The organism is Staphylococcus sp. 231237_7MaSpsaltlick (assembly GCF_043107035.1).
Map to the genome: position 1 here is coordinate 1 of NZ_JBICNX010000432.1, position 399 is coordinate 399.

At 31.1% G+C, this 399-nt stretch carries 1 protein-coding gene; it reads left to right on the plus strand.

Translation table 11 applies throughout. From position 1 onward, the window contains the following. Window positions 1–9: 9 nt before the first annotated feature. On the plus strand, window positions 10–399 hold a 390-nt coding region (locus tag ACF91D_RS32215; RefSeq protein ID WP_392438773.1), incomplete at its 3' end, for an SDR family NAD(P)-dependent oxidoreductase.

Below are 399 nucleotides of genomic sequence, written 5' to 3' on the forward strand. Positions count from 1 at the left end.
GATATTAATATTAAAGGAACTGTCCATATGGCTAAAAGAATCGCTCGACACATGGATAAAAATGGTTCTGGTGATATTTTAATTGTATCTTCTTTATCTGCGACATTACCTACACCTTATGAAACTGTTTATGGACCATCTAAAGCCTTTGGTTTTATGTTTGCTGAAGGTTTAAGACAAGAATTAAAAGACAGAAATATAAATGTTACTGCCATGTTACCAGGTGCTACTAATACTGATTTTCATCATAATGCTGGTATGGATACTAGCTATTTCGGTGATGATAATATAAAAAATGATAAAGAATTAGTTGCTAAACAGGGATATGAAGCTTTAAAAAATAAAGTAGATCATGTTGTTTGTGGAGATGAAAATACAAAACAAGAAGCAGTCAAAAAT